Source organism: Frigoribacterium sp. AC759 (assembly GCF_979256015.1).
This window is the reverse complement of sequence record NZ_CEEDMT010000045.1, coordinates 1-7,820: the sequence shown is the minus strand read 5'-3', so window position 1 is coordinate 7,820 and position 7,820 is coordinate 1. Positions and strand designations below refer to the sequence as shown.

The following is a 7,820-nucleotide window of genomic DNA, read 5'->3' as shown; positions in this document are numbered from 1 at the left end:
ATCTTCGCGAACGCGGTTCTTCGCGCGGGTGGACGCGAGGGCGAGGCGGGGGCGGGCGGGGCGTGGCGGAGGCGGGGCCGGGCAGGGCGGGCGCGGGAGCCTAGGAGGCGCGGGGCGCGGGGGCGGGCGCACTCGAGCCCGCGACGTGCAGCACGCACGGCAGCAGCACCTGCGTCAGCTCGGCAGCAGCACCGGCACCAGAACCGGCAGCTGCACCGGCAGCAGCACCGACACCGACACCGGCACCGGCACCGGCACCGGCGTCGAGCCGCGCGACGAGCGCCTCGACCGCCAGCCGCGCCATCTCGGCTCCCGGCGCGTCGAGCGTCGTCATCGTGGGCTCCGTCGCGGCACCGGCCGCCCGTGACGACGCCAGCAGCACCACCGAGACGTCGCGCGGCACCTCGCGACCGGTCGCCGCGAGGCCGCTCTGCAGCCCGCCGGTCGCGTCGTCCTTGAGCATCAGCACCCCGGTGACGTCCGGCAGCGCCTCGACGAGATCGTGGGCGGCCTGCCGCCCGCCGACCGCCGACTGCCCGCTCGTGACGACGGCCGAGCGGAGTCCGCGGCGGGCCGTCGATGCTCGGAAGGCGTCCTCCGTGCGGGCGGTGGGTCCGTACCCGACGATCGGGGTCCCCGCGAAGTCCTCGACCACGAGGCCGATGCTGCGGTGCCCCAGCGACTGGAGATGATCGAGGGCCTGTTCCACCGCCTCCTCGAAGTCCATGTCGACGTAGGGCACCCGGTCGTTCTGCGACGTGCGCCCCATCGACACGAACGGCAGATCGAGCTCGAGCAGCGCCTCGACGCGCGAGTCGTGCAGCTGCACCTCCATCACGAGCACCCCGTCGAACAGCCGCCCCGACACGAGCTCGCGCACGTCGTCGTCCGTCTGCCCGGTGGGCCAGAGCACGAGGTGGTAGCCGAGCTCGGAGGCGCGCGTGGCGGCGCTCATGAACATGTGGAGGGCGATGCCGCCGAGTCGCTGCTCGAGCGCCGGGAACAGCAGGGCGATGATGCGCGTCCGCTTGCTGGCCAGGGCGCGGGCGACGACGTTGTTCGTGTAGCCGAGCTCGCCCATGGCGTCGGTCACCCGCCGGTGCACCCCCGCCGACACGCTGCGCGACCCGTTCACCACGAACGACACCGTGGCGATCGACACCCCCGCCCGTGCGGCCACCTCTCGCATGGTCGCCACGACTCTCCTTCGCTCGACACCAGGCTAGTGCGGCGGACCCGCAGCGCAGACATCGGACGGATCCGTGTTAACCGCTTTACATGTAAAGCGGTTAACTGCTAGCTTCCCTGCAACGGAGCAGCGACGTCGCACTCCGCCTCTCGGGTCGACCCCCGCGTGGCCGACGTCGCCGGCCGCCCACCAGTCACCGAGAGAGAGCTGAGCAATGAAGCCCGCATCGATCCGCACCAGAACCCTCACCGCGACGGCCCTCGTCGCCGTCGTCCCCCTCGTCCTCGCCGGGTGCACCGGAGGCGGAGGCGCGTCCTCCGGAGGCTCGGTCGACAAGATCACCGTGGTCGACTACTACGGCGAGAACGACGAGAAGGTCATCACGACGTTCCTCGACCAGTGCGGCACCGAGAACGGCGTCGAGATCGAGCGCACCATGGTGCCCGGCGGGTCGCTCATCCAGCGGGTGCTGCAGCAGGCGTCGTCGCGCACCCTGCCCGACGTGCTGATGCTCGACAACCCCGACCTCGCGCAGATCGCCGAGACGGGCGCGCTCACCCCGCTGTCGCAGTTCGGGCTCGACGCCGACGGCTACGCCGAGGGCGTCGTGCAGTCGGGCACCTACGACGGCGAGCTCTACGGCCTCGCGCCGACCGTCAACACGATCGCGCTGTTCTACAACAAGCAGGCCCTGGCCGACGCCGGGGTCGAGCCGCCCACCACGTGGGACGAGCTCGAGACCGCCGCCGCGACCCTCACCTCGGGCGACCGGTACGGCATGGCCGTCGACGCCAACGCGACCTACGAGGGCACCTGGCAGTTCCTGCCCTTCATGTGGTCGAACGGTGGCGACGAGAAGGACATCGCGACGCCCGAGACCGCCGAGGCGCTGCAGCTCTGGACGGACCTCGTCGCCGACGGCTCCATGTCGAAGAGCGTCGTCAACTGGACCCAGGCCGACGTGAACGACCAGTTCATGGCCGGCAAGACGGCGATGATGGTGAACGGCCCGTGGCAGCTGCCCGCCCTGAACGCCCAGACCGCCGTCGAGTACGGCGTGACGACGATCCCGGTCAAAGACGCCTCCGACACCGCGGTCGCCCCGCTCGGCGGCGAGGTGTGGACGGTGCCGCAGACCGGCGACGAGGCCCGTCAGGCCGTCGCCGCGAAGGTCGTCGAGTGCATGAACTCCGACGAGAACCAGCTCGCCATGGCCGAGCAGCGCAACACGATCCCCTCGAAGACGAGCGTCGCGGACACCTACGCCGAGCAGCAGCCCGAGCAGGAGGCGTTCGTCACCCTGGTCGCGGGCGCCCGGTCGCGCACGGCGGAGCTCGGTGCCGACTGGCCCGCCGCCGCCACGGCCATCTACACCGCCGTGCAGGCCGCGCTGACCGGCCAGGCCTCACCCGCCGAGGCACTCGACGACGCGCAGCCGAGCGAGTGACATGACCACCGCCTCCTCGATCGGCACCCGCCCGGTCGCCGGCGACGAGACCCCGGTCTCGCGTCGGCGGCCCGGCCGCGGCGATCCCGGCCCCTCGGGCCGCCGCACGACCCGCCGCAGCACGGCCCGCCGCTGGGAGCGCGTCTCGCAGCTGCTGTTCGTGCTGCCGGCCGCGCTGTTCATCGTCCTGTTCTTCGGCTACCCCGTGGTCAAGAACCTGATCATGAGCTTCCAGGCGTACACGACCACCACGTTCTACACGGGCGAGGCGCCCTGGGTCGGCTTCGCCAACTACGCCCAGGTGCTCGGCTCGCAGCTGTTCGGCACGGCCCTGCTCAACACGGCGCTCTTCACGATCGGCTCGATCGTCGGCCAGTTCGTCATCGGGCTGCTGTTCGCCCTGTTCTTCCGCCGGGCCTTCCCGCTGAACGGCGTGCTGCGGTCGCTCCTGCTGCTGCCCTGGCTGCTGCCGCTGATCGTCTCGAGCGCGATCTGGAAGTGGATCCTCGACCAGGACTCGGGCGTGCTGAACCAGTTCCTCGGCACGTTCGGCATCCCGGCCGTGCCGTGGCTGACCAGCCCGAGCGTGGCCCTGCTGACCGTGGTGCTCGTCAACATCTGGATCGGCATCCCGTTCAACACGACCATCCTCTACGGCGGTCTGCAGGACATCCCCACCGAGCTCTACGAGGCGGCGTCGCTCGACGGCGCCACCGGCTTCAAGGGCTTCCGTCACGTCACCTGGCCGCTGCTGCGACCGGTGGTCAGCGTGGTGCTCGTGCTCGGGGTCGTCTACACGATCAAGGTGCTCGACATCATCCTCGGGCTGACGAACGGCGGGCCGGCGAACGCGACGCAGACCATCGCGACGCAGTCGTACAGCCTCTCGTTCCAGCAGTTCGACTTCGGGTCGGGGGCGGCGCTCAGCAACGTGCTGATCGTCATCTCGGCCGTGTTCGCCGTCGTGTACCTGCGACTCAACCGGAAGGCCGTCGATGAGTGAGACAGCCCTGCGAGTCCCGAGCACCGGGGCCGTCGATCGTCGCGGTGCCGCACGCCGCCGACCGCTCTCGCGCCCCGAGGGGCCGAAGAAGTACCTGCTCAGCGCGATCGGCGTGCTGCTGCTCGCCGGGATGCTGTTCCCCGTCTACTGGATGGTCAACATCTCGCTGCAGCCCGCCGGGTCGGCCATCGAGGCCTCCTGGTTCCCGTTCGAGGCGCAGTTCGGCGGGTACGCCCAGGCGCTGGCCGACCAGGGCGGCAACCTGGTCACGAGCCTCGTGATCGCACTCGGCAGCGTCGTGCTCAGCCTCGCGATCGCGACCCCCGCCTCCTACGCTCTGGCGCAGTTCAAGGTCAGAGGGGTCAACGCGGTGCTGTTCGCGATCCTGATCTCGCAGATGATCCCGGGCATCGTCGTCGCGAACGCGCTCTACGCCGCGTACAACGACGTCGGGCTGCTGAACACGATCCCGGGGCTGATCCTGGCCGACTCGACGGCGGGGGTGCCGTTCGCGATCCTGATCATGCGGGCGTTCATGCTGAACATCCCGCCGTCGGTCATCGAGGCGGCGAAGGTCGACGGGGCCGGCGACTTCAGGGCGTTCCGCAGCATCGTGCTGCCGATCAGCCGCAACGCGATGATCACCGCGGGTCTCTTCACGTTCCTGTTCACCTGGAGCGACTTCCTGATGGCGCTGACGCTGACGACGACCACCGACATCCGGCCGATCACGCTCGGCATCTACCAGTACATCGGCACCTACACGGCCGACTGGTCGACCGTGATGGCCGCCGCCGTGCTCGCGTCGCTGCCCGCCATCGTGCTGCTGCTCGCCGCGCAGAAGTTCATCGCCGCCGGTGCCACCGGCGGGGCCGTCAAGTGACGACGGCGCACACCCGAGAGAGAGGGAACACCATGACCACGAACACCACCGCACCCCTGCGGGTCACCGTCTGGGGCGAGAACGTCCACGAGAAGGTCGAGCAGCACGTCGCCGACCGCTACCCCGACGGGATGCACGGGGCGATCGCCGCCGGCGTCGGCGAGAACCTGCCCGACGCCGTCGTCCGCATCGCGACGATGGACCAGCCCGAGCACGGCCTCACCGAAGAGCTGCTGGCCGACACCGACGTGCTCACCTGGTGGGGTCACGCGGCGCACGGCGACGTCGACGACGAGATCGTCGAGCGGGTGCACCGCCACGTGCTCGCCGGCATGGGGCTGATCGTGCTGCACTCCGGCCACTGGTCGAAGATCTTCACGAAGCTGATGGGCACGACCTGCACGCTGCGCTGGCGCAGCGAGCACGACCAGGAGCTCGTCTGGACGGTCAACCCGCAGCACCCGATCACCCGCGGCGTGCCGAACCCGATCGTGATCCCCGAACAGGAGATGTACGGCGAGTACTTCGACGTGCCGACGCCCGACGAGCTGATCTTCATCTCGGGCTTCACCGGCGGCGAGGTGTTCCGCAGCGGCATGACCTACCGCCGCGGCTTCGGGAAGATCTTCTTCTTCTCGCCCGGCGACCAGGACTTCCCGGTGTACTTCCACCCCGACGTCCGCCGCGTCATCTCGAACGCCGCCGAGTGGGCCCGCCCCGAGCGCGAGCGCGCCACTCCGACGCTGCTCCGCTACGACCTCGGCGAGTACTTCGACGGCAAGGACTACTCGGGCCCGATCGAGGAGCCGGCCGACGCATGAGCGCCCCGATCCCCGTGGACGAGACCACCGCACCCGGCGGCTTCCGCCGCGTCGACCGCCGAGGAGGCCCGCTGCGGGTCGTGCAGGTCGGCGCCGGCGAGATGGGGCGGGCCTGGCTCCGCACCGTCGCCGACTCCCCCGACGTCGAGCTGGTCGGCATCGTCGACCTCGATCTCGACGCCGCCCGCGCCGGGGCGCAGCACGCCGGTCTGCCCGATCTGCCGGTCGACCGCGACCTCGCCGCCCTCGTGGCCCGGGTCTCGCCCGACGCCGTGCTCGACGTGACCGTGCCGGTGGCGCACCACCCGGTGACGATGCAGGCGCTCCGCCTCGGTCTGCCGGTGCTCGGCGAGAAGCCGGCCGCGCAGAGCGTCGCCGAGGCGCTGTCGCTGACGGCGGCCGCCGAGGTGACGGGCGAGCTGTTCATGGTGTCGCAGTCGCGCCGCTACAACGACCAGCTGGTGGCGCTCAAGGCGCACGCCGAGCTGCTCGGCGACGTGGGCATGGTGTCGACGTCGTTCGCGAAGGCGCCGCACTTCGGCGGGTTCCGCGAGCAGATGGATGACGTGCTGCTGCTCGACATGGCGATCCACGCGTTCGACTCGGCGCGCTACCTGATCGGTCGCGACCCCGTGTCGGTGTGGTGCGACTCGTGGAACCCCTCGTGGTCGTGGTACCGCGGAGACGCGGCGGCGAGCGCCGTGATCGGCTTCGAGGGCGGTGTCCGCTACAGCTACGACGGCTCGTGGTGCAGCCCCGGCGTCGAGACCTCGTGGAACGGCGCCTGGCGCGTCTCGGGCTCGGGCGGCACGGCGCTCTGGTCGGGCGACGACGAGCCGGTCAGCGAGATCGACGGCGCCCCCGGGGCCCCCGAGGCGCGACCGACCGTGGGCGTCGAGATCGCGGGCTCGCTCGCGGCGTTCGCCCGGGCCCTCCGCACCGGCGAGCGCCCCGACGGCGAGGTGCACGGCAACGTGATGAGCCTTGTGATGGTCGAGGCGGCGATCCGGTCGACGCGCACGGGCGAGCGCGTGCTGGTCGACGACGTGCTCGAGCAGGCGCACCGCGAGGCGGTCTCGGTCGAGCGCGACCCCGAGGTGAAGGCGCGTCTCGAGTCGTGGGCGTCGGTGCGCGCGGCCCTGCAGGGCGGGGCGGGCGGGGTCGACGCGACCCGCGCCTCCTCGGCTCCGGAGCGGGAACGGCAGGAGGCGCGGTGACCGGGCAGGGCGCCCTCCGCTTCGCCCTCGTGGGTCACGGGTTCATGGGTGCGGCGCATTCGCAGGCCCTTCGTGTCGCGCCCGCCTTCTTCGACCTGCCGCTGGCGCCCGTGATGGCGACCCTGGTCGGTCGCGACGTCGCGGCCACCCGCGCGGCGGCGGAGCGGTGGGGGTGGGAGTCGACGGCGTCCGACTGGCGCGACGCGGTCGACGACCCCGACATCGACGTGATCGACATCTGCTCGCCCGGCTCGACGCACGTCGACATCGCGGTGGCTGCGCTCGAAGCGGGCAAGCACGTGCTCTGCGAGAAGCCGCTGGCCAACACGGTCGCCGAGGCCGAGCGCATGGCGGCGGCCGCGGCCGCCGCCGCAGAGCGCGGGGTGTTCGCGATGGTCGGGTTCTCGTACCGGCGGGTGCCGGCCGTGACCCTGGCGCGCGACATCGTGGCGGCGGGGCGCATCGGCGAGGTGCGTCAGGTGCGGGCGCAGTACCTGCAGGACTGGCTGATCGACGAGCGCGACCCGATGACCTGGCGGCTCGACAAGGCGGTCGCGGGCTCGGGCGCCCTCGGCGACATCGGGGCCCACGCGGTCGACGCGGCGCAGTTCGTGACCGGTCGGCGTCTCACCGACGTGTCGGGCACCCTGCACACCTTCGTGACGGAGCGGCCGCTGGTCGACGAGACCGTCGTCACCTCGGGTCTCGGCGGGGTCGCGGGGTCGGAGCGCGGTCGGGTGACGGTCGACGACGCCGCCTGGTTCACGGCCCGACTCGAAGGAGGCGCGATCGCCTCGATCGAGGCCTCCCGGTTCGCGACGGGTCGCAAGAACGCCTTCCGACTCGAGGTCTCGGGCTCGCGGGGCGCCGTGGCGTTCGACCTCGAGCGTCCGAACGAGCTCGAGGTGCTCGAGGTCGACGGGCCCGAGTCGGGGTTCCGCCGCGTGCTCGTGACCGAGCCGCAGCACCCGTACGTGGACGCGTGGTGGCCGGCCGGGCACGGGCTCGGGTGGGAGCACGCGTTCACGCACCAGCTGCGCGATCTCGTGGTGGCGCTGGCCGCCGGCGCGCAGCCGGCCCCGTCGTTCGCCGACGGCCTGCAGGTGCAGCGCGTGCTGGCCGCGGTCGAGGCGTCGGACGCCGCGGACTCCGTCTGGCTGCCCGTCTGACCCGACCCGCGCCTCCTGCGTTCTCGGGGCGGATGCGCCATGAACCGCGTTCGCGAAGATGAACCGCGTTGTATCGCGGTTCATCTTCGCG

General features: G+C 71.5%; 7 protein-coding genes. 6 read left to right on the top strand and 1 reads right to left on the bottom strand.

Annotation, left to right across the window (positions count from 1 at the left end):
• Positions 1-100 precede the first annotated feature (100 nt).
• On the bottom strand, positions 101-1,189 hold the full coding sequence (locus tag ACZ6JE_RS14860; RefSeq protein WP_464319435.1) for a LacI family DNA-binding transcriptional regulator: 1,089 nt from the start codon (positions 1,187-1,189) through the stop codon (positions 101-103).
• A 214-nt stretch (positions 1,190-1,403) separates the two neighbouring features.
• On the opposite strand from ACZ6JE_RS14860, the gene ACZ6JE_RS14855 reads away from it, so the two are divergent.
• The 6 genes from ACZ6JE_RS14855 (at position 1,404) to ACZ6JE_RS14830 (ending at position 7,729) form a co-directional block, all read left to right on the top strand.
• On the top strand, positions 1,404-2,636 hold the full coding sequence (locus ACZ6JE_RS14855) for a sugar ABC transporter substrate-binding protein (RefSeq protein WP_464319434.1): 1,233 nt from the start codon (positions 1,404-1,406) through the stop codon (positions 2,634-2,636).
• Between the two features lies 1 nt (position 2,637).
• A complete protein-coding gene (locus ACZ6JE_RS14850) occupies positions 2,638-3,639 on the top strand; it encodes a carbohydrate ABC transporter permease (RefSeq protein WP_320477598.1) in 1,002 nt (333 codons plus the stop codon).
• A gap of 130 nt (positions 3,640-3,769) precedes the next feature.
• Positions 3,770-4,522, top strand: a complete 753-nt coding sequence (locus tag ACZ6JE_RS14845; protein ID WP_371740777.1) for a carbohydrate ABC transporter permease — start codon at positions 3,770-3,772, stop codon at positions 4,520-4,522.
• 32 nt (positions 4,523-4,554) lie between these two features.
• Positions 4,555-5,343 carry a ThuA domain-containing protein gene (locus tag ACZ6JE_RS14840; RefSeq protein ID WP_320479230.1) on the top strand — a complete coding sequence of 263 codons (789 nt, stop codon included), beginning with the start codon at positions 4,555-4,557 and terminating at the stop codon, positions 5,341-5,343.
• Positions 5,340-6,560: a Gfo/Idh/MocA family protein gene (locus ACZ6JE_RS14835; protein ID WP_320479229.1), complete on the top strand. Its 1,221-nt coding sequence runs from the start codon at positions 5,340-5,342 to the stop codon at positions 6,558-6,560. Before ACZ6JE_RS14840 ends, ACZ6JE_RS14835 begins: the two co-directional genes overlap by 4 nt.
• Positions 6,557-7,729 (top strand): Gfo/Idh/MocA family protein, encoded by a 1,173-nt coding sequence (locus ACZ6JE_RS14830; protein WP_464319433.1) that lies wholly within the window; start codon positions 6,557-6,559, stop codon positions 7,727-7,729. Before ACZ6JE_RS14835 ends, ACZ6JE_RS14830 begins: the two co-directional genes overlap by 4 nt.
• Positions 7,730-7,820 lie beyond the last annotated feature (91 nt).